26 protein-coding genes are annotated in these 23,933 nt (G+C 66.3%); 9 read left to right on the forward strand and 17 right to left on the reverse strand.

The window, feature by feature from the left end; all coding sequences use genetic code 11:
* Positions 1-12 precede the first annotated feature (12 nt).
* The 4 genes from mutM to radC form a co-directional block, all read right to left on the reverse strand.
* Complete coding sequence (mutM, locus tag GEV37_RS15430; protein ID WP_227391161.1) at positions 13-831, reverse strand: bifunctional DNA-formamidopyrimidine glycosylase/DNA-(apurinic or apyrimidinic site) lyase; 819 nt, start codon at positions 829-831, stop codon at positions 13-15.
* A gap of 183 nt (positions 832-1,014) precedes the next feature.
* Positions 1,015-1,170 carry a 50S ribosomal protein L33 gene (rpmG, locus tag GEV37_RS15435; RefSeq protein WP_227391162.1) on the reverse strand — a complete coding sequence of 52 codons (156 nt, stop codon included), beginning with the start codon at positions 1,168-1,170 and terminating at the stop codon, positions 1,015-1,017.
* A 47-nt stretch (positions 1,171-1,217) separates the two neighbouring features.
* A complete protein-coding gene (rpmB, locus tag GEV37_RS15440; protein WP_038481085.1) occupies positions 1,218-1,454 on the reverse strand; it encodes a 50S ribosomal protein L28 in 237 nt (78 codons plus the stop codon).
* Between the two features lie 226 nt (positions 1,455-1,680).
* Complete coding sequence (gene radC, locus GEV37_RS15445; protein ID WP_227391163.1) at positions 1,681-2,355, reverse strand: RadC family protein; 675 nt, start codon at positions 2,353-2,355, stop codon at positions 1,681-1,683.
* 160 nt (positions 2,356-2,515) lie between these two features.
* Between radC and coaBC the strand changes: the two genes are divergently transcribed.
* From coaBC to slmA, 5 genes are read left to right on the forward strand one after another with little or no spacing between them, the layout of a single operon-like run.
* Positions 2,516-3,781 carry a bifunctional phosphopantothenoylcysteine decarboxylase/phosphopantothenate--cysteine ligase CoaBC gene (coaBC, locus tag GEV37_RS15450; protein WP_227391164.1) on the forward strand — a complete coding sequence of 422 codons (1,266 nt, stop codon included), beginning with the start codon at positions 2,516-2,518 and terminating at the stop codon, positions 3,779-3,781.
* The gene (gene dut / locus GEV37_RS15455) at positions 3,778-4,245 is read left to right on the forward strand and encodes a dUTP diphosphatase (RefSeq protein ID WP_227391165.1); all 468 of its coding nucleotides are present in this window, start codon (positions 3,778-3,780) and stop codon (positions 4,243-4,245) included. Before coaBC ends, dut begins: the two co-directional genes overlap by 4 nt.
* A 34-nt stretch (positions 4,246-4,279) precedes the next feature.
* Complete coding sequence (locus GEV37_RS15460) at positions 4,280-5,662, forward strand: phosphomannomutase/phosphoglucomutase (protein WP_227391166.1); 1,383 nt, start codon at positions 4,280-4,282, stop codon at positions 5,660-5,662.
* 53 nt (positions 5,663-5,715) lie between these two features.
* On the forward strand, positions 5,716-6,615 hold the full coding sequence (gene argB / locus GEV37_RS15465; protein ID WP_227391167.1) for an acetylglutamate kinase: 900 nt from the start codon (positions 5,716-5,718) through the stop codon (positions 6,613-6,615).
* A gap of 16 nt (positions 6,616-6,631) precedes the next feature.
* Positions 6,632-7,240, forward strand: coding sequence for a nucleoid occlusion factor SlmA (slmA, locus tag GEV37_RS15470; protein WP_227391168.1), 609 nt, complete (start codon positions 6,632-6,634; stop codon positions 7,238-7,240).
* A gap of 82 nt (positions 7,241-7,322) precedes the next feature.
* Here the strand turns inward: slmA and rpoH are convergent, their stop codons facing one another.
* The 4 genes from rpoH to ftsY all read right to left on the reverse strand — a co-directional run bounded on the left by rpoH (position 7,323) and on the right by ftsY (position 11,545).
* The gene (rpoH, locus tag GEV37_RS15475; protein ID WP_227391169.1) at positions 7,323-8,189 is read right to left on the reverse strand and encodes an RNA polymerase sigma factor RpoH; all 867 of its coding nucleotides are present in this window, start codon (positions 8,187-8,189) and stop codon (positions 7,323-7,325) included.
* Between the two features lie 166 nt (positions 8,190-8,355).
* Positions 8,356-9,402 (reverse strand): permease-like cell division protein FtsX, encoded by a 1,047-nt coding sequence (ftsX, locus tag GEV37_RS15480; protein WP_227391170.1) that lies wholly within the window; start codon positions 9,400-9,402, stop codon positions 8,356-8,358.
* Positions 9,399-10,067, reverse strand: coding sequence for a cell division ATP-binding protein FtsE (gene ftsE / locus GEV37_RS15485; protein WP_227391171.1), 669 nt, complete (start codon positions 10,065-10,067; stop codon positions 9,399-9,401). Before ftsE ends, ftsX begins: the two co-directional genes overlap by 4 nt.
* Positions 10,064-11,545 carry a signal recognition particle-docking protein FtsY gene (ftsY, locus tag GEV37_RS15490; protein WP_227391172.1) on the reverse strand — a complete coding sequence of 494 codons (1,482 nt, stop codon included), beginning with the start codon at positions 11,543-11,545 and terminating at the stop codon, positions 10,064-10,066. Before ftsY ends, ftsE begins: the two co-directional genes overlap by 4 nt.
* Positions 11,546-11,635: 90 nt before the next feature.
* Between ftsY and rsmD the strand changes: the two genes are divergently transcribed.
* Both rsmD and zapB read left to right on the forward strand, forming a co-directional pair.
* Entirely contained in the window at positions 11,636-12,238 is a 603-nt protein-coding gene (gene rsmD / locus GEV37_RS15495) for a 16S rRNA (guanine(966)-N(2))-methyltransferase RsmD (protein ID WP_227391173.1), read from the forward strand.
* Positions 12,239-12,330: 92 nt separating this feature from the next.
* Positions 12,331-12,516: a cell division protein ZapB gene (gene zapB / locus GEV37_RS15500; protein ID WP_227391174.1), complete on the forward strand. Its 186-nt coding sequence runs from the start codon at positions 12,331-12,333 to the stop codon at positions 12,514-12,516.
* Here the strand turns inward: zapB and rimI are convergent.
* The 8 genes from rimI to GEV37_RS15540 form a co-directional block, all read right to left on the reverse strand.
* On the reverse strand, positions 12,513-12,953 hold the full coding sequence (gene rimI, locus GEV37_RS15505) for a ribosomal protein S18-alanine N-acetyltransferase (RefSeq protein WP_227391175.1): 441 nt from the start codon (positions 12,951-12,953) through the stop codon (positions 12,513-12,515). The two genes, zapB and rimI, sit on opposite strands and share 4 nt — an antisense overlap.
* Complete coding sequence (locus GEV37_RS15510) at positions 12,950-13,762, reverse strand: hypothetical protein (RefSeq protein ID WP_227391176.1); 813 nt, start codon at positions 13,760-13,762, stop codon at positions 12,950-12,952. The genes rimI and GEV37_RS15510 overlap by 4 nt, the downstream gene beginning before the upstream one ends.
* Complete coding sequence (locus tag GEV37_RS15515) at positions 13,759-14,079, reverse strand: BolA family protein (RefSeq protein ID WP_227391177.1); 321 nt, start codon at positions 14,077-14,079, stop codon at positions 13,759-13,761. Before GEV37_RS15515 ends, GEV37_RS15510 begins: the two co-directional genes overlap by 4 nt.
* 42 nt (positions 14,080-14,121) lie before the next feature.
* Positions 14,122-15,522 carry an MFS transporter gene (locus tag GEV37_RS15520; protein ID WP_227391178.1) on the reverse strand — a complete coding sequence of 467 codons (1,401 nt, stop codon included), beginning with the start codon at positions 15,520-15,522 and terminating at the stop codon, positions 14,122-14,124.
* Positions 15,523-15,609: 87 nt separating this feature from the next.
* Complete coding sequence (locus GEV37_RS15525) at positions 15,610-15,996, reverse strand: hypothetical protein (protein WP_227391179.1); 387 nt, start codon at positions 15,994-15,996, stop codon at positions 15,610-15,612.
* 63 nt (positions 15,997-16,059) lie between these two features.
* Entirely contained in the window at positions 16,060-17,571 is a 1,512-nt protein-coding gene (gene lysS / locus GEV37_RS15530) for a lysine--tRNA ligase (RefSeq protein ID WP_227391180.1), read from the reverse strand.
* A 112-nt stretch (positions 17,572-17,683) separates the two neighbouring features.
* Positions 17,684-18,782, reverse strand: a protein-coding gene (prfB, locus tag GEV37_RS15535) for a peptide chain release factor 2 (RefSeq protein WP_338035137.1) whose coding sequence is annotated in 2 segments (ribosomal slippage) — positions 17,684-18,706 and positions 18,708-18,782 — 1,098 coding nt in all. Because the reading frame shifts where the segments join, the coding sequence is not laid out codon by codon here.
* Between the two features lie 174 nt (positions 18,783-18,956).
* Complete coding sequence (locus tag GEV37_RS15540; protein ID WP_227391181.1) at positions 18,957-20,312, reverse strand: OmpP1/FadL family transporter; 1,356 nt, start codon at positions 20,310-20,312, stop codon at positions 18,957-18,959.
* 243 nt (positions 20,313-20,555) lie between these two features.
* Between GEV37_RS15540 and GEV37_RS15545 the strand changes: the two genes are divergently transcribed.
* Together GEV37_RS15545 and GEV37_RS15550 are read left to right on the forward strand one after the other, a co-directional pair.
* Entirely contained in the window at positions 20,556-20,984 is a 429-nt protein-coding gene (locus tag GEV37_RS15545; RefSeq protein ID WP_227391182.1) for a MerR family transcriptional regulator, read from the forward strand.
* Positions 20,981-23,242 carry a heavy metal translocating P-type ATPase gene (locus GEV37_RS15550; RefSeq protein ID WP_227391183.1) on the forward strand — a complete coding sequence of 754 codons (2,262 nt, stop codon included), beginning with the start codon at positions 20,981-20,983 and terminating at the stop codon, positions 23,240-23,242. The genes GEV37_RS15545 and GEV37_RS15550 overlap by 4 nt, the downstream gene beginning before the upstream one ends.
* A 69-nt stretch (positions 23,243-23,311) precedes the next feature.
* Here GEV37_RS15550 and GEV37_RS15555 read toward each other — a convergent pair whose 3' ends face one another.
* Positions 23,312-23,929 carry a YitT family protein gene (locus GEV37_RS15555; RefSeq protein WP_227391184.1) on the reverse strand — a complete coding sequence of 206 codons (618 nt, stop codon included), beginning with the start codon at positions 23,927-23,929 and terminating at the stop codon, positions 23,312-23,314.
* Positions 23,930-23,933 lie beyond the last annotated feature (4 nt).

Below are 23,933 nucleotides of genomic sequence, written 5' to 3' on the forward strand. Positions count from 1 at the left end.
ATGAGGTTGAGTTTAACGCTGGCAGCCCGGACAGAAAACACTCGCCCGCTGGCCCAGGGTAATACGTTTGAGCCGCGTGTGGCAGCGCGGGCACGGCTGGTCGTGGCGCCCGTAGACGTTGAGCCGCTGGGCGAAGTAGCCGGGCTCGCCCTGGCCGCTGACGAAGTCGCGAAGGGTCGTGCCACCCTGGGTGATGGCGGCGGCCAGCACCTCCTTGACCGCCGTCGCCAGATGATCGTAGCGCGCCCGCGAGATGCGCCCGGCGCTTCGGCGCGGATCGATCCCGGCGATGAACAGCGCCTCGGTGGCGTAGATGTTGCCCGCCCCGACCACCACCTTGTTGTCCATCAGAAACGGCTTGACCGCCACCCGCTTGCCGCGCGACAGCCGGTAGAGCCACTCGCCGTCGAAGGCCTCGCCCAAGGGCTCCGGGCCCAGATGAACGAGGCGCGGGTCACGGGTTTCGTCACCTTGCTGCCAGTCGACGAAGCCGAAGCGGCGCGGATCGTGGTAGCGAAGCACCGAGCCCTCGTCGGTGATCACGTCGACGTGATCGTGCTTCTTGGGCGTGTCGCCCACACGGGCGATACGCAGGCTGCCGGACATGCCCAGATGCCAGAGCAGCGTCCCCTGCCCTTCGATCGGCAGGCGCAGGTACTTGGCCCGCCGAGTGATCGAACCGACCCGAGCACCCACCAGACGCGCCTCGAGGTCTTCTGGTACCGGCACCCGCAGGCGGCGATTGCGCACGCGCACTTCGGTGATCTCGCGCCCTTCGAGGTAGGGTGCGATACCGCGACGGGTGGTTTCGACCTCGGGCAGTTCGGGCATGGGGCACCTCATGATGGCCATCGATCATGACGGTGGCGTGGCGGCTTGCCACGCCGGATGTATAGATACAGATATGCAAATACAGATATGCAAATACAAATATATAAATACAAAGACCCGGCTTTCAGGGCCGGGTCTTCGACAGGCGCTCGCCTGCGGTGAAAGCCGATCATGCAACCGAGGTTACTTGATCTTGGCTTCCTTGTAGATCACGTGCTTGCGGACCACCGGATCGTACTTCTTGAACTCGAACTTGTCGGGGGTGTTCCGCTTGTTCTTGTCGGTGGTGTAGAAATGGCCGGTACCGGCGCTGGATACCAGACGAATCTTGTCGCGCATGGTTCAATCTCCCAGAATAGGTCGCTAACAGATGGCGTTGAGCGTGCTTAGATGGCGTCGCCGCGCTTGCGGATGTCGGCCAGCACGGTTTCGATGCCTTTCTTGTCGATGATGCGCATGCCCTTGGAAGAGACGCGCAGCTTCACGAAACGGTTCTCGGATTCGACCCAGAAACGGTGCGTGTGCAGGTTCGGCAAGAAACGACGACGCGTCTTACGCTGGGAGTGTGAAACGTTGTTACCAGTTACCGGACGCTTGCCGGTAACCTGACATACTTTGGACATGAGAGCCTCCAACCGCTTGGCCAGGGTATAAGCCTGAGTGTTCAAAACTGTCGGGCAAACCGGAAGGGAGGGAGTCGACGCAGTTAAGGCCTAGCTGTACCCAGATCCGTTATTCAACCCAAGTTTAAAGGTGGCACTTTATACCAGAGCGACCACCCGGCGGCAAGCAAAAGCGTGCCCGAAGCGGCAAAAAGACCCGCTTGGCGGTCGAACGTCCGGCTTTTGGTTATAGCCAGCCGCGCTCGGCAAAAGAGATCACATCGGCATCACCCACCACGAAGTGGTCGAGCACGCGCACGTCGAAAAGCCCCAGCGCCTGGCTCAGGCGCTCGGTGATTCGCCGGTCGGCGTCGCTTGGCTCGGCTACCCCGGAGGGGTGGTTGTGCGCCAGAATCACGGCGCCGGCGTTGAGCTCCAGCGCCCGCTTGGCAACGTCGCGTGGATAGACCGATGCGCTGTCCAGTGTACCGCGAAACAGCGCCTCGTAGCGAATGATTCGATGCTGGGTATCCAGAAACAGCACCGCGAACTCCTCGTGGCCGAGGTGTCTGAGCTGCGAGCGCAGGTAGTGACGCACCAGCGCCGGGGAGGTCAAGGCGTTTCCTCGGGCGAGCTGGGCAGCCAGGTGGCGCCGCGAAAGCTCGAGGGTCGCCTGAAGCTGGGCGAACTTGGCCGCGCCTAGCCCGTGGGCCTGACAGAAAGCGCTCTGGTTCGCCTCCAGCAAGGGGCGCAGGCCGCCGAAGCGGGAAAGCAGGTCGCGGGCCAGGTCGACCGCCGAGCGGCCCTTCACGCCAACGCGCAGAAAGATCGCCAGAAGCTCCGCGTCGGAGAGCGCCTGGGCACCCAGCGTCAGCAGCTTTTCCCGCGGGCGCTCGCCCTCGGGCCAGTGATTGATCCCCATCACCTCCCCCCCCCACTGTCCAAATCAAACCTCGATACTCACCATACCTTGCCTGGAAGGCGGCGGGCAAATCTGCCAAAAGAGGCGCCCGAATGGTATGGTGAGCACCTTTGGAGCGGGCTCGGCGCCCGGCTCGAGCGGGTCTCATCGTGGAGTGAACATGGCTTCGAACCAGGCATGGCCAAGCGCATCGCTTGTCGGCAAGCGTATCCTTCTCGGCGTCAGTGCCGGCATTGCCGCCTACAAGAGCGCCCAGATCGTCCGGCTGATCAAGCAGGCCGGCGGCGAGGTACGCGTGGTGATGACCGACGGCGCCCAGGCGTTCATCACGCCGCTCACCTTGCAAGCCCTCTCCGGCGAGGCGGTGCGCACGTCGCTTCTGGACCCGGCGGCGGAGGCCGGCATGGGGCATATCGAGCTCGCCCGCTGGGCGGACGCGCTGCTCGTCGCCCCGGCCACAGCGGATCTGATCGCCCGGCTCGTTCACGGCCTGGCGGATGACCTGCTCACCACCTTGAGCCTGGCCTGCGAGGCGCCCCGGCTGATCGCCCCGGCCATGAACCAGGCGATGTGGCGCCACCCGGCGAGCCGGCGCAACGCCTCCCTGCTCGGTGAGGATGGCTGGCAGGTGATCGGCCCCGCCGCCGGCGAGCAGGCCTGCGGCGATGTCGGCCCCGGACGCATGAGCGAACCCGAGGCGATTGTCGAGGCCCTCGCCCGACGCCTCGCCCCACCGACGACGACGCCCCGCCCGCGTGCGGTGATCACCGCCGGCCCCACCCGCGAGGCGCTCGACCCGGTGCGCTATCTCTCCAACCACAGCTCCGGCAAGATGGGCTACGCGCTGGCCGCCACCGCGGTGGAAGCGGGGTTCGATACCACGCTGATCAGCGGCCCGGTCAACCTGGCCACCCCGCCGGGCGTCACCCGCCTCGACGTGGAGAGTGCCCTCGAGATGCATGAGCAGGCGCTGCGTCTCGCCCCAAAGGCGGCACTGTTCATCGGCTGCGCCGCCGTGGCTGACTACCGCGCCGAGCACGCCGCCGAGCACAAGCTCAAGAAGGTGGATGAAGGCGACACGCTCACCCTGACCCTCACCAAAAATCCGGACATCATCGCCGCCGTAGCCGCCCTCGAGCCTGGCGAGCGTCCCTTCGTGGTGGGCTTCGCCGCCGAGACCCGGGATGTTTCCCGCTACGCCACCGACAAGCTCGCCCGCAAGAACCTCGATCTCGTGGTGGCCAACGACGTGGCACGCCAAGGCCTCGGTTTCGGCAGCGACGACAACGCCGCGATGCTTTTCTGGCGCACCCCGGCGGGCATCGAGAGCCTCGATGCAAAGGCGCAGCCCAAGCGCGCGCTGGCACGCCTGATCATCGACCACGCCCTTTCATTGACCGTCAACCCCGATGGAGCCGCTCCATGAGCCTTACCGCGTCACAGCGCACCTTGAAGTGCAAGGTGCTCGACGAACGCCTGCATGATTACCTTCCCACCTACGGCTCCGCCGGCGCCGCCGGCATGGACCTGCGCGCGCTGCTCGACGCGCCGCTGACGCTGCCCCCCGGCGAGTGCCAATTGGTGCGCACCGGCCTTGCCATCCACATCGAGGATCCGACCCTGGCCGGCGTGATCCTGCCCCGCTCGGGGCTTGGCCACAAGCACGGCATCGTGCTCGGCAACCTGGTGGGGCTGATCGACTCGGACTATCAGGGCGAACTCAAGATCTCGGTGTGGAACCGCGGCCAGGAGAGCTTCACTATCGAGCCCTTCGAGCGCCTCGCCCAGTACGTGCTGGTGCCGGTGGTCCAGGCGAGCCTCGAGATCGTCGACAGCTTCGAGCAGAGCGCGCGCGGCGACGGCGGCTTCGGCAGCACCGGGCGCGGCTGAGCCCTTTCCCTTCGGCTGACTTCAGGAGTCGCCCATGACGGTACCCGCTTCGATATTTCGCGCCTACGACATCCGCGGCGTGGTGGACGACACCCTCACCGAGGCGGGCACCGCCCTGATCGGCAAGGCAATCGGCAGCGAAGCGATCGCGCGCGGCGAGCGCGCGGTGATCGTGGCCTTCGACGGCCGCCTCTCCGGGCCTCGGCTCAAGAAGGCGCTGATCGCCGGGCTGACGAGCACCGGGGTCGAGGTGATCGACATCGGCCGGGTGCCCACCCCAGTGCTCTACTTCGCCACCCATACGCTCGGCGAGACAAGCTCCGGGGTGATGATCACCGGCAGCCACAACCCGCCGGAGTACAACGGTTTCAAGATCGTCCTCGGCGGCGAGACGCTCGCCAACGCCGCCATCACCGCGCTCTACGAGCGCATCAGCCGAGGCGAACTCGTCGCAGGAGAAGGCCGCTGCCGCGAGGTCGACGTGCGCGCCGCTTACCTCGAGCGCATTCTTGGCGACGTGAGCGTGAAGCGCCCGCTGCACGCAGTGGTGGATTGCGGCAACGGCGTGGCCGGAGAACTCGGCCCCGAGCTCGTTCGCCGTCTGGGTGTGACGACCACGCCGCTGTTCGACGAGATCGACGGCCACTTCCCGAATCACCACCCGGATCCCGGCAAGCCGGAGAATCTGGTCGCGCTGATCGACGAGGTCGAGCGGACCGGCGCGGACATCGGGCTCGCCTTCGACGGCGACGGCGACCGCCTGGGCGTGGTGACCCCGCGCGGGCGCATGATCTATCCGGATCATCTGCTCGCGGTGTTCGCCACCGACCTGCTCGAGCGCCAGCCGGGCGCCACGGTGATCTTTGACGTCAAGTGCAGCCGCACCCTGGCCCGGGTGATCAGTGATGCCGGCGGCGAGCCCGAGATGTGGCGTACCGGCCATTCGCTGATCAAGGCACGCATGCGTGAGACCGGCGCGCAGCTTGCCGGCGAGATGAGCGGACATATCTTCTTCAAGGAGCGCTGGTACGGTTTCGACGACGGCCTCTACGCCGCGGCGCGGCTGCTCGAGATCCTCGCCGGTTGCGGGGAAGATGCGGACACGTTGTTCGAGCGTTTTCCTCAGGAAATCAGCACCCCGGAGATCAACCTGACGGTACCGGACGAAGAAAAATTCGCCATGATCGAAGCGCTTGCCAGGGTCGGCGACTTCGGCGAAGGTATCAAGACCACCCTCGACGGCCTTCGCGTGGACTACCCGCAGGGCTTCGGGCTATGCCGGGCATCGAACACGACGCCGGCACTGGTGCTTCGCTTCGAAGGGGAAAGCGAAGCGGCATTGAACGAGATAAAGACGCGCTTCGCCGCCGCGCTCGCCAAGGCGGCGCCGACGCTCGATATCACCGCGCTGCACTGATGGCGCGGATCGCGTGCGTCGCCATTAAAAGATAAAAGCCAAGGGATAACGCAATGAATCCAGAAAGCCGCGACCCGAAGGTCGTCGTGGAAGTGCTGTCAGAGGCGCTTCCCTACATCCAGCAGTTCTCCGGCAAGACCGTGGTCGTCAAGTACGGCGGCAACGCCATGACCGAAGACGCCCTGATCGACTCCTTCGCCCGCGACATCGTGCTGATGAAGGAGGTCGGCATCAACCCGGTGGTGGTGCACGGCGGCGGCCCGCAGATCGGCAGCCTCCTCGAGAAGCTCAACATCGAGTCGCGCTTCGTCAACGGCATGCGCGTCACCGACGCCCAGACCATGGACGTAGTAGAGATGGTGCTCGGGGGCTTGGTCAACAAGAGCATCGTCAACCTGATCAACCAGTGCGGCGGCAAGGCGATCGGCCTGACCGGCAAGGACGGCGCCCAGATCCGCGCCCGCCAGCTCAAGGTCGAGCACAAGACCCCTGAGATGACCGCCCCGGAGATCATCGACATCGGTCATGTCGGCGAAGTGGAGTCGATCTCCACCGATCTGATTGAAATGCTCGCCGCCCGCGACTTCATTCCGGTGATCGCCCCGATCGGCGTCGACGCCGAGGGTCACAGCTACAACATCAACGCCGACCTGGTCGCCGGCAAGCTCGCCGAGGCGCTGTGTGCCGAGAAGCTGATGCTTTTGACCAACGTGGCGGGCCTGATGAACGGCGCAGGCGACGTGCTCACGGGGCTGACCACCGCCCAGGTGGACGGCCTGATCGAGGACGGCACCATCTACGGAGGGATGCTTCCGAAGATTCGCTGCGCGCTGGAGGCGGTGAAAGGTGGTGTCAACAGCGCCCACATCATCGACGGGCGCGTGCCCCATGCGGTGCTGCTGGAAATATTCACCAACGCAGGTGTCGGCACGTTGATCAGCGACGCGAGCTAAGCGAGGGGTCACCACCATGAGCGACGACCACAAACCTCGCCGCCGCGATCAGATTCTGCAGGCGCTGGCCATCATGCTCGAGGAGGACAGCGGCAAGCGCATCACCACCGCCGCGCTCGCTCGTCAGGTCGGCGTCTCGGAAGCGGCGCTCTACCGCCACTTTCCGAGCAAGGCGCGCATGTTCGAGGGGCTGATCGATTTCATCGAGGAGAGCGTGTTCGCCCGCATCACGCGCATTCTCGAGGACAAGCCCGAGGCCGAGGCGCGCTGCGCGACGATCCTGGCGCTGCTGCTGGGCTTCGCCGAGAAGAACCCCGGCCTTGCCCGGGTGCTCGGCGGCGACGTGCTCACCGGCGAGACCGCCAGGCTCCGCCAGCGGGTCCATCAGCTCTTCGAGCGCCTGGAGACGCAGCTCAAGCAGATCCTGCGCGAGGCGGAGCTTCGCGAAGGGCTGCGCCCGAGCATTCCCGCCCCGGCGGCGGCGAACCTTCTGATCGCCCAGGCCGAAGGGCGCATCGCCCAGTACGTGCGTAGCGACTTCAAGCGCGCGCCCACCGAGTACTGGGAGGACCAGTGGGCCCTGATCTCGCGCCAGCTGCTGCGCCAGAGCGCCCAGCCCGCCTGAGCCGCTCGTGGCCAGGCACGAAAAAGCCCCGGCAGTGCCGGGGCTTTTTTACGCGTCACTGCTTTACGCGTCACTGCCGACGTCAGGCGGCGAGCGGCTCGCCCATCTTCTGGCGCAGCTTCTTCATGGCGTTCTTCTCGAGCTGGCGAATACGCTCGGCGCTGACACCGTAGACGTCCGCCAGATCGTGCAGGGTCGACTTGTTGTCGGTCAGCCAACGGCGCTGCAGGATGTCTCGCGAGCGGTCATCGAGCTCGCCGAGCGCCAGCTGCAGGCGGCGGGTCGAGTCCTGCTCGAAGTCGCTGTCCTCGAGCTGGGTCGCCGGGTCCATGGAGGCATCGTCGAGAAACTGCGCCGGCGCCGGGTATGGGCTCTCTTCGTCCTCGCCAGGCGAGGCGTCGAAGCCGGCATCGAAGGCCGACAGCCGCCCTTCCATGTCGCGCACGATCTCGGGCTTGACGTCGAGATCCTTGGCAATGGCGTTGACCTCGTCGTTGTTCAGCCAGGCCAGACGCTTTTTCGCGCTGCGCAGGTTGAAGAACAGCTTGCGCTGCGCCTTGGTGGTAGCGATCTTGACGATACGCCAGTTGCGCAGCACGAACTCGTGAATCTCGGCCTTGATCCAGTGCACCGCAAACGACACCAAGCGCACGCCCTGGTTGGGGTCGAAGCGCTTGACCGCCTTCATCAGCCCCACGTTGCCCTCCTGGATCAGGTCCGCCTGGGGCAAGCCGTAGCCGGAGTAGCTGCGTGCGATGTGAACCACGAAACGCAGGTGGGAAAGAACCAGGCGACGCGCCGCTTCCAGGTCGCCGTCATCGTGAAGGCGATACGCGAGCTCGCGCTCTTCTTCGACAGTGAGTACGGCGATGCCGTTGACCGCTTGAATGTAGCCGCCGAGGTCGTTTCCCGGAGAAAGCTGCCCCACCGGTAGAAGACTAGTGCTCATGCAGAAGGTCTCCTTTCACCTATCTTGGTTGACCTGCTGTTGTCATCGACGTGGCCGGGTATGGCGCGGCGCGATCAACATGGCAGTGTCGGAATGTTCGTTATGACCATCAAATGCTTTCAAGGTTCATGTTGCCGGTCGACCGGCGCCGCGCGCATACCCTGACTCAGCGCGGACGAATGCTGGCGAGGTGGCGCGACACCGCAAGCCATGCTCCCAACCAGCCTAACAGTGTACTGCAAGCGAGCAGAATTGTAGAGCCCGCAACGTCCAGTTGCGGCAGGCTGAAGTCCGCCCCGTAGCTCGCCGCCAGTGCCGCCACCGGCAGCGACAGCCAGTGGTTGCCAAGCCCCAGCAGCAAAAGCGCCAGCCCCCCGCCACCGAAGCCGTACCACGCCCCGCTGTAGAGAAATGGCCGACGCACGAAAGCGTGGGTAGCGCCGATCAGCATCACCACCTCGATCTCCCGGCGTCGGCTCTCCACCGCCAGCCGAATGGTGTTGCCGACCACCAGAAGCACGCCGAAGCCGAACAGCACGCCGAGCGCCAGCGCCACCCGCCGACCGAGATTGGCCAGATGGCGAAGCCGCTCGACCCAGGCGAGATCCAGGCGCACCTCGTCCACCCCGGCCAGCCCCTCGAGCTGCCCGGCGAGCGCCTCCATGGCACCGGGATCGACGCTTTGCGGGTGAATCACGATGCTCGCCGGCAGCGGATTCTCCTCGAGTCCCATCAGGGTATCATCGAGACCCAACGAGCGCTGGAACGTGGCCATGCCCTCCTCGGCGCTGATCAAGCGGGTCTCGCCGACGCCCGCCTCGGCGCCTACCGCCTCCTCGATGCGTTCGGCCTGGGCCTGATCCACTGCCGGTTCGAGATAGACGGTGAGCGTAGCGCTTTCGTCGAGCTCGGCATCCAGCAGCCGGGCGCTGTCGAGCGTCAGCCAGAGCGCGGCGGGCAGCACCAGGGCGATGGCGATGGCAAGCATGGTGAGCAGACTGCCCAGCGGATGGCGCACCAGCCGCTGGAGGCTGTCGGCGAGCATCGCCCGGTGATGGCGCCCCCAGGCCCGTGCCCGGCTGCCAAGCCCTGGCCCGGTGGCACGCGGCTTGGGCTTGGGCGCGGGGGCGCGTCGGTCGGGGACGGCGCTCGCCCGGCGACGGCTGACCGCGCCTTGGCGGCGGGACGGCTCCGAAGGCGTCGGGCGCTTCATACGGCCCCCTCGTCGGCGATCAGCCGCCCATCGCGCAGGCGCAGAATGCGGTGCTTGAGCCTGGCGATCAGCGCCAGGTCGTGGCTTGCGATCATCACCGTGGTGCCGATGCGGTTGAAATCCTCGAACAGGCCCATGATATCGGCGGACAGGTGCGGGTCGAGGTTACCGGTGGGCTCATCGGCAAGCAGCAAGGCCGGCTTGTTGACCACGGCGCGGGCAATGCCCACGCGCTGCTGTTCGCCGCCGGAAAGCTCTACCGGCAGCGCCTTCTCGCGATGCAGGAGCCCCACCTTGTCGAGCGCCGCCCGCACCCGGCGCGCGGACTCGCGAGGCTCGAGCCCCTGGATCTCCAGCGGCAGCGCCACGTTTTTAAACACGCTTCTATCGAACAACAGCTGGTGGTCCTGGAACACCACGCCGATCTGGCGGCGATAGAACGGCACCTGGCTCGGGTGGAGCGTGGCGATGTCGTGGCCGGCAACAACGACCCGGCCCCGAGTGGGCTTCTCCAGGCGCATGATCAGGCGCAGAAGCGAGCTCTTGCCCGCGCCGGAGTGGCCGGTCAGGAATACCATCTCCCCCGGGGCGACGTGAAAGTTCAGGTGGGCCAGCGCCTCGAAGCGCCCGCCGTACCGCTTGCCGACGTGCTCAAAAGCGATCATGCGCGGCCGTCATCCTCGGGCCGGTCAAAAAGCGCCGTGACGAATTCGTCGGCGACGAAGGGGCGCAAGTCATCGAGGCCCTCGCCGACGCCGATGAAGCGAATCGGCGTTTCGAGCTGCTTGGCGAGCGCGAAGATCACCCCGCCCTTGGCGGTACCATCGAGCTTGGTCAGCGTGATGCCGCTGACCGGCACCGCCTCGTTGAAGGTGCTGGCCTGGGAAATGGCGTTCTGGCCGGTGCCCGCGTCGAGCACCAGCATCACCTCGTGGGGCGCCGTGGCGTCGAGCTTCTTCATCACCCGATGGACCTTCTTGAGTTCCTCCATCAGGTGGCTCTTGTTGTGCAGCCGCCCTGCGGTGTCGGCGATCAGCACGTCGACGCCACGCGCCTTGGCCGCGGCCACCGCGTCATAGATCACCGAGGCGCTGTCGGCGCCGGTGTGCTGGGCGATGACCGGCACGCGGTTGCGCTCGCCCCACACCTTGAGCTGCTCGACCGCCGCCGCGCGGAAGGTGTCGCCGGCAGCGAGCATCACGCTCTTGCCCTCGCGCTGGAAGCGCTGGGTCAGCTTGCCGATGGTGGTGGTCTTGCCGGCGCCGTTGACGCCCACCACCAGGATCACGAAGGGGCCCTCGTCGGACTTGTCGAGGGTGAGCGGTGTCGATACCGGCGCGAGCAGACGTGCAAGCTCCTCCTGCAGCCCCTTGTAGAGCGCCTGCGCGTCGGCAAGCTCCTTGCGCGAGACTCTCGCCTGCAGCGATTCGATGATCTCGGTGGTCGCCTCGATGCCGACATCGGCCATCAGAAGCTGGGTCTCGAGATCCTCGAGCAGCTCGTCGTCGATCTGCTTCTTGCCCAGAAACAGATCCGCCAGACCATCGGTCAGGTTGGCCCGGGTGCGTCCGAGCCCGGACTTGATGCGGGCAAACCACCCCTGTTTCTCGGCCACCGACTTCTCGACCGCCACCGGCTTTTCATCGGGGCTCGGGGCCGGCGTGGGGGTAGCCGGCTCGATTTCCGGTGCGGCAGGCGTGGGCGCGACTTCCGGCGGGGCGGGCTCGGGGTCGATTTCCGGGGTGTCAGGTACCGGCTCCACCTCTGGCGCAGGCTTTTCGGGCTCAACCTCCGGGGAGGCCGGTTCGGGCTCGATCTCGGGTGTTTTCGGGGTCGGCTCGACCTCGGGCTTTTCGGGTTCGGGCGTTTCGGGCTTGGGCGCGATCTCGGGCGTTTCGGGCCCGGGCTCGACTTCGGGCTTTGCGGGCTCCGGCTCAACCTCGGGCGTCTCCGGCGTCGGCGCTATCTCCGGCGTTTCGGGCTCGGGCCTGGCGGGCGCCGGCTCGGTCGGCGGCGTCTCGAGCAAAGGCTCTGGCCCCTGCTCGGGTTCCGGGGTCGAGGCGAGGTCTGGCGTGCGCGCCTCTTCCGGCGTCGGGTGCTGCTGAGAATCCTGCTTTTTCTTGCGCTTCAAGAAACCGAACATGAGGGTATCCAACGAAAAAAGGGGAACATTGTGCCCATCCTACCACCGCCGACCAAGACTTTGGACAACGCGGCAGCTACAATCGCCCGCATGAAACGACAACGCTCATCACGCAGGGCGGCGGCCCCCCGGGGCTCGTCCAAGGCCCTTGGCAAGCTACGTATTATCGGCGGCGACTACCGCCGCCGCCAGCTCCCCGTGCTCGACCTTCCCGGGCTTCGCCCGACGCCGGATCGTGTCCGCGAAACGCTGTTCAACTGGCTCGGCCCGACGCTTTCCGGCTGTCGCACGCTGGATCTTTTCGCGGGCTCCGGGGCGCTGGGCATCGAGGCGCTGTCGCGCGGGGCGCGAGAGACGGTGTTCATCGAGCGGGAGGCGGCGGTGGCCGAGCTGATCCGCGACAACCTCGCGACCCTGGGGGCAGAAAATGCCCGGGTGATCACGACGGATGCTGGCGGCTTTCTTGACCAAAGCGCCTCTGCGTTCGACTTGGTCTTCCTCGATCCGCCCTTCGGCCAGGGGCTGGCCGAGCCCTGCTGCCAGGCGCTGGAGCAGGGCGGCTGGCTCGGTGACGAGGCGCTGATCTATCTGGAGACCGAGCGCGCGCTCGCCCCGGTGGTGCCCGCCAATTGGCAGCTTCATCGGGAAACCGGCGCCGGCGAGAGCATCGCCCGACTCTATCGGCGCGGCTAGGCTTGCCGCGGCCCAAACGCGGCGTTACGCTGCTGCCCTGACGCGTCACTCACCGTGGGCGATGCGTTCTGTCCCGTCTTCTGGAGGTAGGCATGAGCCTTGAACTATTCAATCAGCTAGAGCAGAAAGTCACCGATACCGTCGAGGCGCTGGAGCTCCTCAAGCTCGAGAACGAAGAGCTGCGCCGCGAGAACGAGCAATTCAAGCAGGAGCACGAGGAGTGGGAGCGTCGCCTGCAGGGCGTGCTCGCGAAGTTCGAGTCCAGCGAAAGCGCCTAGAGCCCCCTCGACATCAAGAGTGCATCCTCCCGCCCGGCCGCCTCGATGGCCGGGTAGTACCCCTTGCGGCGGCCATCGATGCCGAACCCCAGGCGCTCGTAGAGCGTGATCGCCGCCAGATTGCCCGCCCGTACCTCCAGAAGCACGCGCTCGCTTTGCCACGCGCGTGCCTGAACGATCACCGCTTGCAGCAGTGCTCGCCCCATCCCCTCGCCTCGCCGCTCAGGCAGCACGCCGATCGCCTGAAGCTCCGCCTCGAAAGGCAGGCGTGTCACCAGCGCATACCCCGTAAGCACTGTGCCGTCGTGATAGCCGAGCACCTCCTGGGTATCGCTTTCGAGCGCCTCTTTGAGCGTGCGCGCGCTCACCCCACTCCGGGCGCGCGTCTCCAGGGCGCAAAGCGCTTCTTCGTTGGCGCGCGTCAAGGGGTGAATCAAGGTGTTCTCGTGGAGCTGTCGGCCAGACGTGCAAGCGCCGGCCAGAGCGCGCGCTTGGCGGCCGAACCCTGGAGCAGGGTCGCCAGGCTCGGCGCCCGCCAGAGAGGGAGCTCCAGGGTTTGGCTTCGCTGTTCGTTGAGATCGAGCACCGTCGCGAGCGTACTGGCGGTATCGTCATCGTCGCCCCACCATAGCAGGCGCTCCAGCTGCCAGCCCTGGCGTGAAGCGGCGCCGGCAACGAAGGCGGCGAGTCCTTCGCGCGCTTCTTCCAGCGGGTCCTCGGGCGTGAACACCCCCGCCATGGGCGGCCAGGCGAAGGTGGTCGGCGCGGGCAATTCGCTTTCGAGCACGTCGGCGGCGGCGAGCAGGTTGCCGAGCAGGCGCTGCTCCAGGGCGGTGAGCTCGCCGGGGTGCAGGCTGAGCCAGCGACCGCCGATGCAAAGCCACGTCATCGTGAACACCACAGGCTCGGCCGAGGGAGCGCTTTCAGGGGCGGACGGCGTCTTGACGGCGGGTACTGGCACTTCGCTCGCCTGATCCGGCAGGGCGATATCGCCGAGCAGCGCCCGGGCAGACTTGGCGGACCGGGTGGCGGTGTCGGCACCGGGCGCGGCGGGTGCTCTGGCAGGCGCCGGCGGGCTCGGCTCGTCGAGCAGCGCGTGCAGCTGCTGGCGTGGCGCCACGGCGTGCGTCGGCTCCTCCCACTCGCAGGCTGGCGTCGGGGCGGCGCCGGGCAACTGGTAGCGGCACGCCCAGGCGGTAATGCCCATGGCGTCCAGGTAGTGGCGTCGGGTGACTTCCGGAGTCACTTTCCGCTGCCGCGCTGACCGCCAAGACAGTCCGGCGAGTTCGGCCGCTGGCCACCGCGCGCCGACCACTCACCGGGCGTGTAAAGGTGCAGCGCCAGGGCGTGGACCGGGCCCGAGAGCTCGTCGGCCAGCAGCGCATAGATCTGCTGGTGGCGCTTGACCGGCATCATTCCCTCGAAGCTCTCGGACACCAGCGTGACCTTGAAATGGGTCTCGGAATTGGCCGGCACGTTGTGCAGATGACTTTCGTTTTCCACCTGCAGCACGTTTGGCGAAAGCGTCGCCAACTTGTTCTCGATATGTGTCTGCAGCGCCATGGCGGGCCTCCTGGTTAGATAAACGCCTGCCATTGTACGCCCTTAGTCGCGCCTCGACGATGCCCGACGTTCAACGAGGGCGCGCCCGGCAAGCGATACCCGGGAGAGGCTCGCTACCAGGGCCAGCAAGGTGGTGAAGGCGCCGAACCAGAGCGTTGCCTGCACGGCGAGCCCCAGGGCGAGGGCGGCCCCCACCACGGCAACGCCGAAGGATTGCCCCACGGTACGCATGGTGCTCATCACCCCGGAGACGTTGGCACTGCGCGCAACCGGCAAACTCGCCATCATCTCGCGGTTGTTGGGCGGCTGAAAAAGCCCGAAGCCGATGCCGCACAGCGCCGTGCGCCAGAGGCTGCCCGCCGCCGAGGTGCTCTCGTCGACCAGCGCCAGCGCTACCAGTCCGACGATCAGAAAAGCAAGGCCAACGCTCGACAGCACGCTCGGGTTGACCTTGTCCGCCAGGCGCCCGGCCAGCGGCCCCACCACCATGATGGCCAGCGGCCAGGGAGTGAAGAGCCAGGCGGTCTCCAGCGGCGAGAGCCCCATCTGGTCCTGGTAGAAGAACGACAGCGCCACGAAAGTCAGTCCCTGGCCGATGAAGGCGAGCCCCGAGGCGGAGACCGCAAGCGTGAAGCGCATCTCGCTGAAGACGCTTAGCGGCAAAAGCGGATAGGCGGCGCGGCGCTGGCGGCGCACGAAGGCAAACGCCGCTACCACGCAGAGCGCGCTCCAGGCACCCGCCTCTAGATAGGCAGCGTGCCCCACGCCGTCCATGGCCAGAAAGAAGCTCGCCAGCATCGCCATCGAGTAGAGGGCGCCGGCCACGTCGAAGCTGCCCTGGCGCGCCGGGTCCCGGGGCAAGGCCTTGGCGGCGAAGTAGAGCGAGCAGAGCCCGAGCGGCACGTTGAGGGCGAAAAGCCACGGCCAGTCGGCAAACGACAGGATCACCCCGCTGAGTGTCGGGCCGGCGGCGTAGCCCCCTGCCACCACCAGCGCGCTCAGGCCCAGGGCGCTGCCCAGAAGGCGTGACGGAAAGATCAGCCGGTAGAGCGATGGCCCGATGGAGAGCGTGGCCGCCGCACCGAGCCCCTGGAAGGCGCGAAACACCAGCAGCATCTCGAGATTGCGCGAAAGCGCCGCGCCCAGCGAGGCGACAACGAAGGTGGAAAGCCCCAGCAGGTAGAGCCTGCGCCGAGTGATCAGTTCGCTGAGCCCGGCGAACACAAGGAGAAAGGCCGCGCACACCACCTGGAAGATGTTGGTGATCCACACCGACCGCGAGGCGGAGGCGCCAAGATCGGCGGCGATGATGGGCAGGGCCAGGTTGATCATGGTGGTATCGACCACCGCCATCAGAGTGCCGGTCACCAACGCCAGCACCGCGAGGGCCCGTTCCGGCCCCGGCAGGCCGTCATCGCCGGGGCGGGTTTCGAAGAGTCGCATGGGTGGGGGATTCCTTCAGGCCGCCGCTAAACGCCAGAACCGGCCGAGGCCGGTTCTGGCAAACAGGAAAAGCGCGTGACGGCAACGCTAGTCTGGGTCGTTGTCGAGCAGCAACGCGTCGTCGACATCGGAAATTTCCAGTGCCGTCTCATCATCCAGGTCGATGGCCAGATAGCTGTGCTCGACGTTCAGAAACGTCTGGAACAGCGTCCAGTCCAGCGTCTGTGGCCACTGGCGCTCGTCCTCTTCCCAGGCGCGAAGCTCGGTCTCGAGGATCTCGACGCAGCGATCGCGCACGAGGGTCTCGAGCGCCTCCGGCGTATCCATTTCCGGAATCAGGTAGATGGTACTTTCACGTTCGACGTCGGCAAGCGTCAGGTCGTCGTCGCCCGTGGTGGGTTCCAGCGCGTTGATCCAGTCCACGAAGGGCTGGGTCGGCCTGACGCTCAGAGCGGAGCGATTAAGCAGTTTCATGGGATTCTCCTCGCCGTCGAAACGTTGACCATTATGGGCGCTAAGACGCGCCCTTACCAACTTTTACTCGACTTCCGGGCGCATCGCCGGGAACAGCAGCACGTCGCGAATCGAGGGGCTGTCGGTGAACAGCATCACCAGCCGGTCGATGCCGATGCCCTCGCCCGCCGTCGGCGGCATGCCGTACTCGAGCGCGCGCACGTAATCGGCGTCATAGTACATCGCCTCGAGGTCGCCTGCGTCCTTCTCCGCGGCCTGGGCGCGAAAACGCTCGGCCTGGTCCTCGGCGTCGTTGAGCTCCGAGAAGCCGTTGGCGATCTCGCGACCGCCGACGAAGAACTCGAACCGGTCGGTGACGAAGGGGTCTGAATCGCTGCGCCGGGCCAGCGGGCTGACCTCCGCCGGGTACTCGGTGATAAAGGTCGGCTGGTCGAGCTTGTGCTCGGCCACTTCCTCGAAGATCTCGGTCTGCAGCTTGCCCAGGCCCCAGCTCTCCTTCACCTTGATGCCGAGCTTCCCGGCGGTGGCCCGCGCCGCCTCGAGGGTGTCGAGATCCGCTGCCACGATGCCGTCGCCGTGATCGAGAATCGACTGTTTGAGGGTCAAACGCTTGAAGGGCTGACCGAAGTCGTAGCTCGCTCCCTGGTAGGTGAGCATGGTGGTGCCCAGCACTTCCTCGGCGGCGGTGCGCAGCATCGCCTCGGTCATGTCCATCAGGTCGTTGTAGTCGGCGTAGGCCCAGTAGAATTCGACCATGGTGAATTCGGGATTGTGCCGGGTCGAGAGCCCTTCGTTGCGGAAGTTGCGGTTGATTTCGAAGACGCGCTCGAAGCCGCCCACCACCAGACGCTTCAAATAGAGCTCCGGGGCGATACGCAGGTACATGTCCATGTCCAGCGCGTTGTGATGGGTGACGAACGGGCGCGCCGTCGCTCCGCCGGGGATCGGCTGGAGCATGGGGGTTTCCACCTCCATGAAGCCACGCGCCTCGAAGAAGCGGCGCAGGGAGGCGATCACCGCCGCACGGGTCTCGAAGGCCTTGCGCGATTGCGGGTTCATGATCAGATCGACATAGCGCTGGCGGTAGCGCGCCTCCTGATCGGTCAAGCCGTGAAACTTGTCGGGCAGCGGGCGCAGGCTCTTGGTGAGCAGCGCCACTTCCTTCATCATCACGTACAGGTCGCCCTTGCCGGACTTGTGCACCGGGCCACGGGCGGCAACGATGTCACCGATGTCCCAGCCCTTGACGTCCTCGAGCACGTCGGCGGGCAGGCCCTTCTTGTCGACGTAGAGCTGGATCTGGCCGGCGACGTCCTGGATGACGATGAAGGGGCCGCGCTTGCGCATGATGCGCCCGGCCACGGCGGCGTGGTGATCCAGCGCCTCGAGCTCGTCCTTCTCCTTGTCGCCGAACTGCGCATCGAGCTCGACGGTCAGGCTGTCGCGGCGAAAGTCGTTGGGGAAGGCGCTCTTGCCCTGGGCGGTGGCGCTTTCGCGGCGCTTGGCGAGCTTGGCGCGGCGCTCGGCGATCAGGTGGTTCTCGTTTTCAGCGGGAGACGCGTCTTGGTTAGCCATCCGGCACCCTGTATGTATGTCGAAGATCGGTTTCGAAGGTCGTGTTCGAAGGCGGTATTCGAAGGAATACGCTTTCAGACGCCAGCGGGCCGCGCCGGCGGCCCGCAAAGCATCAAAGGCCCTGCTTGAGACTGGCGATGATGAACTGATCCAGGTCGCCGTCGAGCACCTTGTCGCAGTTGCTGGACTGCACGCCGGTACGCAGATCCTTGATGCGCTGGTCGTCGAGCACGTAGGAGCGGATCTGGCTGCCCCAGCCGATGTCGGCCTTGGAGTCCTCCGCTTCCTGCTTTGCGGCGTTGCGCTTTTGCATCTCGTGCTCCCACAGCTTCGCCTTCAACTGCTTCATGGCGAAATCGCGGTTGGCGTGCTGGCTGCGCTGGTTCTGGCAGGCCACCACGATGCCGGTCGGCTCGTGAGTGATGCGCACCGCGGAATCCGTGGTGTTGACGTGCTGGCCGCCGGCGCCGCTGGAGCGGTAGGTGTCCACGCGCAGATCCGACGGGTTGATCTCGACCTCGAAGCTGTCGTCGATCTCCGGGGAGAGAAACACCGAGGCGAAGGAGGTGTGGCGACGACCGCCCGAGTCGAAGGGGCTCTTGCGCACCAGGCGGTGAACGCCGGTTTCGGTGCGCAGCCAGCCGAAGGCGTGATCGCCCTGGATATGGATCGACGCGGACTTGATGCCCGCCACCTCGCCGGCGGAGACCTCGACGATCTCGGCCTTGAAGCCGTGGCTTTCCGCCCAGCGCAGGTACATGCGCAGCAGGATGTTCGCCCAGTCCTGGGCTTCGGTGCCGCCGGAGCCGGACTGGATGTCCATGTAGGCGTTGTTGGGATCCATCTCGCCGGAGAACATGCGCCGGAACTCGAGCTTCTCGAGCGACGCCTGCAGGGTGTCGAGCTCGCGGCTGACCTCCTCGACGGTGGCCTCGTCCTCTTCCATCTCGGCGAGTTCCAGAAGGTCCTGGCTATCACCAAGGCCTTGGTCGAGCTCGTCGATGGTCGCCACGATCGTCTCGAGCGAGGCGCGCTCGCGGCCCAGCTTCTGGGCGTAGTCCGGATCGTTCCAGACGTTCGGGTCCTCGAGCTCGCGGGTGACTTCCTCTAGCCGATCCTTCTTCTCGGCATAGTCAAAGATACCCCCTAAGAACGTCTGTCCGCTCAGACAGGTCCTTGATCTGGGTATGAATCGGATTGGTTTCCAACATGCAGCGCGCCTTGTCTGGTCAAAAAGGGGTCGGGTACGAAAAGGAGGGTCGCCTTCTGGCGATGACCGCCTAGTGTAACGGAAACCCGGGCGCCGGTGCATCCTCCCCGTGGCGCCCACGAAAAAACCCGGCTGGCGCCGGGTTCGTTCGAGATTGAGGTCTTGCTGTATTTTTCTAGAAGCGGTAGGTCAACTGCGCGCCGAAGCCGTGGGCTTCGTTCTTGTAGTCCGCTGCGTAGTTGGCGCCACCCACCGCAGCCCCACCGGTCGCCGCACTTGCCAGCAGGTCGCGGCGCTGCTGCTCGACGTGGGTGCCGCGCTCGGTCAGGTAGGAGTAGGCGACGTCCAGGGTGAGATCGGGGATCGGCGTCCAGCCGGCGCCGATCGAGAAGATGCGCCGGTCGTCCGAGGGAATGCGCACGCTTCTGTGCTCGTCGCTGGTCGGGGTGTAGTCGAGCGTCAGGCCCGCGCGCAGCGCAAGCTCTGGCGTCAGCTGGTACTCGCCGCCGGTGGCGAAGGCCCAGGCATTGGTGTAGTCCTGGGTTTCCTGGGTGATGACGTCGCCTCTCGTGCCGGTGACGCGAATCTCGTCGAACTGGCTCCAGCGCACCCAAGAGGTGCCGAACATCAGCTTGAGGCGGTCGCTCATCTGCTGGGTGACGGAGAAGTTGACCGTCTCCGGCGTGGTCAGGTCGAGAGAAGCGTTGGGGTCCGAGCGCACCACGTTACCCAGCGGGTCGGTAGCGGCGAAGCTGCCCTCGAGGGTGTAGTCCACCTTGGAGCGGTAGGTCAGGCCGAAAGTGGTCTCCGGCACCGGCTGGTAGATCACGCCGAGGTTGTAGCCCCAGGCCTCGTCGTCGCCTTCAACCCGCGAGTCGATATCCGTGGCGGCGCTGAAGGCGGGCCCGGAGGGCAATTGGCGACGCAGTTCGCCGTCCACCTTGTTGTAGGTCACGCCCACGCCCACCGACCATTGGTCGTTGAAGCGGTAGGAGACCGTCGGCTGGGCGGTCATCACGGTCACTTCGGTATAGTCGCCGAAATAGCGGCCCTGGAAGTTCTTTTCGTAGTCGGTCTTGGAGCCGAACGGCGCGTAGACGCCGAAACCGAAGGCGAGACGCTCGTTGACCGGGTGGGCGTAGAAGGCGAAGGGGACGAGCGTGCCCGGTACCATGTCGCCTTCGTTGGTGCCCGGGATGCCGCCGACGGGAACCTGGATGCCGTTGGGCGCGCCGCCCAGCGCCACGCCGGAATCCAGTGTCCGGCTGGCCTCCACGTTGCTGATCTTGGTCTTGGGATTCAGGTAGGTGCCGCCGGCGGTGATCTGCGCGCGATCCAGAAACGACATGCCCGCCGGGTTGCCGAAGACGATGGTGGCGTCGTTGACGTTGGAGCTGCGCCCGGCGTGGCCGTAGCCCTGCCCGCTGACGCTCTGTTCGTTGATCTGGTAGCCGCCAGCACTGGCCTGGCTCGCCCAGGCCGCGGCGGCCACGGCAGAGACCAGCGCGAGCTTCTTGACGTTGTTATACATAGTGAGCCTCTTTCCCGATGATCCGACGAGCGTTGCCACCCGCCTAGGTTATTTTAATACGTCACGAGGAGTAGTTTTCGCCCAATGTCGGCGCGGGTTCAAGGGGCAAACGCTCGTTTTATTTCGTTTCGGGCCCATCCATTAGTCTTAGGGCCGTGGCAACCACCTTGCCAGGCACTCGCTTGACCTTTGGGTGGCACAAGGGTTTTACACTGAAGACCTACAGCGACGGGACGACACCGCATGAAAGTCAGCGACATCGCCAGACACGGCCACGTGACGCCGGAAACGGTGCGCCACTATACCCGCGAGGGCCTGCTCTCCCCCGAGCGTCATCCGGACAACGGCTATCACCTCTACTGTGCGACCGACCTCGAGCGGCTGCATTTCATCCAGCGGGCGCGCAAGCTCGGCTTCAGCGTGGCCGAGATCCGCGACATCCTGCGCCACGCCGATCACGGCGACTCGCCCTGCCCGATGGTGCGCGATCTGCTGGCAAGCCGCCTGCCCCAGATTCGCGCGCGCATCGAGGAGCTCGAAGCCCTGGCACGGCGCATGGAGCAGGCACTGCAGAGCTGGCAGGAGATGCCCGACGCCGCCCCGGACGGCCATAGCCTGTGCCGGCTGATCGAAAGCTTCCCCGACGACACGCGCTCCCAGGAGGCCCCATGAACGACGAACGAACCACCATGGCATCGCGTGCGCCGGTGCAGCGCCTCTCCATCGGCGGCATGACCTGTGCCGGCTGCGTCAAAAGCGTGCAGCGGGCGCTCGCGGCCACCCCCGGCGTCGAGACGGCGAGTGTCAACTTCGCCACCCACGTCGCCCAGGTGGCCGGCCACGCCGAACGCCAGGCGCTGATCGACGCCGTGGCCGGCGCGGGCTACCAGGCCGAGCCGATCGTCGATCTGCGCGAGGCCGAGCGCGCGCGCGCCAAGCAGGACGCGGCCACCTACCGCCAGCGCCTGCACGGCAGCGCCGTGGCGCTCTCGCTGGCCGTGCCGCTGATGCTCGGCATGGGGGTCTTCCATCCGCATCCGGTGGGGGCCGGAAGGCTCTATTGGCTGGCGGTGGGGCTTCTGACGCTTTACGTACTCGCCTTTCCTGGGCGCCACTTCTTCGTCGGCGCCTGGCACAACCTTCAGCGCCGACAGGCCAATATGGATACGCTGGTGGCGCTGGGCACCGGGACCGCCTGGGTCTACTCGATGGTCGTAGTGCTGTTCGCACCCTGGCTTCCCGCCGCCGCCCAAGGGCTCTACTTCGAGGCCTCGGCCATGGTGGTCGGGCTCATCCTGCTCGGCAACGCCCTGGAGCTTCGCGCCCGAGGGCGCACCAGCAGCGCCCTGAAACGCCTGCTGGCACTGCAAAGCCGCACCGCCCGGGTGCTGCGCGATGGCATCGAGCAGGAAGTCGATATCGACGCAGTGCGCGAAGGCGACCACCTGCGCGTACGCCCCGGCGAGCGCCTGCCAGTGGACGGGCTGGTGGTCGAAGGCCAGAGCCATATCGACGAATCGATGCTCACCGGCGAGCCGCTGCCGGTTCCCAGGCAACCAGGCAACGAGGTCAGCGCCGGCACCGTCAACGGCGCGGGCGGGCTCGTCTACCGCGCCACCCGCGTGGGCAGCGACACGCGCCTGGGCCGGATCACCGAGCAGGTGGCCAGCGCCCAGAACGCGCGCCCGCCGATCGGCGAGCTGGCGGACAAGGTCTCTGCAGTATTCGTACCGGCGGTGATGATCGTCGCGGTGCTGGCGGCGCTTGCCTGGTTCAACCTCGGCCCCGAGCCGCGGGTGATCCACATGCTGGTGGCGGCGACCACGGTGCTGATCATCGCCTGTCCCTGCGCCCTGGGCCTGGCCACGCCGATCTCCACCATGATCGGCGTGGGCAAGGCCGCCGAGCAGGGAGTGCTGGTGCGAAGCGGCGCGGCGCTGCAACGTGCAAGCCACCTGACCACGCTGGTGGTGGACAAGACCGGCACGCTGACCGAAGGCAAGCCCCGGGTCACCGACACCGACATCCTCGCAGGCGATGCCGCGACCGCGCTCGGCCTCGCCCTGACGCTGGAGCGCGGCTCGGAGCACCCGCTCGCCGCTGCGCTGGTCAACCACGCCGAGGCCGGGGGCGCTACTCCCGCCGCGATCCGCGACTTCGAGAGCGTCACCGGTCAGGGCGTTCGGGCGTACACCGTCGATGGCGAGCGGCTGCTGCTCGGCAGCGCCCGGCTGCTGGAGCAGGCCGGCGTCGATCTCGCGCCCGCCGCATCACAAGCGCAGGCGCTGGAGGCGCAGGCGCGCACGCTCGTCTACCTCGCCAGAGCCGACGCGCCGATCGCGCTGTTCGGTGTCAGCGATCCGCTGCGCAGTGACGCCCTTGACGCGGTCGCGCGGCTGCAGGCAGATGGCATGAAGGTGGTCATGCTGACCGGCGACAATCACCACACCGCTGCCGCCATCGCGAGGCAAACCGGCATTACCGAGTTCGAATCCGGCATGGCGCCGGAGGAGAAGCACGCGTTCATCGAGCGCCTGCAGCAAGAAGGCGAGGTGGTGGGCATGGTAGGGGACGGCATCAACGACGCCCCGGCGCTGGCCCGCGCCGACGTCGGCTTCGCCATCGGCCAGGGCACCGATATCGCCATCGAGAGTGCCGGCATGACCCTGATGCGCGGTTCACTGCACGGGGTGGCCTCGGCCATCGAGATCAGTCGCGCCACGCTTGCCAACATCAAGCAGAACCTGGTCGGCGCCTTCGGCTACAACGTGCTGTGCATTCCCATTGCCGCCGGCGCTCTCTACCCGCTGACCGGCACTCTGCTTTCGCCGATGATCGCAGGCGTTGCCATGTCGCTCTCCTCGATCACCGTGGTCGGCAACGCCAACCGCCTGCGGCGCTGGACACCCGCCAAGGAGAAGAACGCATGACGCTACTGGTCAACCTCGCAGGGCTCACGCTGATCGGCCTGATCGTCGCCTGGTTCTGGAAGGGCGGCATCAGCTGACGCCGATATAGCGCCCGGGCTTGTGGTTGAACGCGATGATGAGGTTCAGCGTCAGCGCGCCCAGCACTGAAAACGCCACGCGATCCAGCGGCAGCTGGGTGAGCGCAACGGCGAGAATTACCCCGTCGATGGCGAGCTGCACGTAGCCCGCCCGCAGGCCGTGGCGCTGCTGCAGGTAGAGCGCGAGGATATTGATACCGCCAAGGCTCGTACGGTGGCGAAACAGCATCAGCATGCCGATCCCCATCAGCGCCCCCCCCATCACCGCGGCGTAGAGCGAGGGCAAGCCCTCGAACACCACCCAGCCCTGGGTGAGCTCCGAGAACAGCGACACCAGGCCGATGGCGATGAAGGTGCGCAGGGTGAAGCTCCAGCCCATACGCTTGATCGCGAGGTAGTAGAACGGCAGGTTGATGACGAAGAACCAGGCGCCGAATCCCCAGCCGCTCAGGTAGTTGAGCAACAGCGCAAGCCCCGCCGTGCTGCCGGTGAGCAGCACCGCCTGGGTGTAGAACGTCACCCCGAGCGCCACGAACAGCGTGCCCAGCAACATCGCCATGGCGTCTTCGACCAAGGTGTGCCGATCCTCGGGGAGATCTTCCACGCGCATTGAA

This window comes from Vreelandella malpeensis, from assembly GCF_020622355.1.
Lineage (GTDB): Bacteria > Pseudomonadota > Gammaproteobacteria > Pseudomonadales > Halomonadaceae > Vreelandella > Vreelandella malpeensis.